1 protein-coding gene is annotated in these 223 nt (G+C 71.3%); it reads right to left on the reverse strand.

Annotation, left to right across the window (positions count from 1 at the left end; translation table 11 throughout):
* Positions 1-223, reverse strand: a 223-nt coding sequence (locus E4K09_RS16515) for a proline racemase family protein (RefSeq protein ID WP_193557304.1), incomplete at both ends; no start/stop codon positions are given.

The following is a 223-nucleotide window of genomic DNA, read 5'->3' on the forward strand; positions in this document are numbered from 1 at the left end:
CGCGGCCCTCGATGCGGCCGGTGAAGGTAGAGCCGATGATGCTCTCGTGCACGAAGGCGTCGCCCTCCTTCAAGGCGCCGCGCGCGGCAAGATGCGCCATGCGGGCGGAGGTTCCCGTCCCGCAGGGCGAGCGGTCGATGGCCTTGTCGCCGTAGAACACGGCGTTGCGCGCCGTGCCGCCGGGCGTCCGGGCCTTGCCGGTCCACAGAACATGCGTCAGACG

The sequence above is a fragment of the Microvirga pakistanensis genome (assembly GCF_004458765.1).
GTDB classification, from domain to species: Bacteria; Pseudomonadota; Alphaproteobacteria; order Rhizobiales; family Beijerinckiaceae; genus Microvirga; species Microvirga pakistanensis.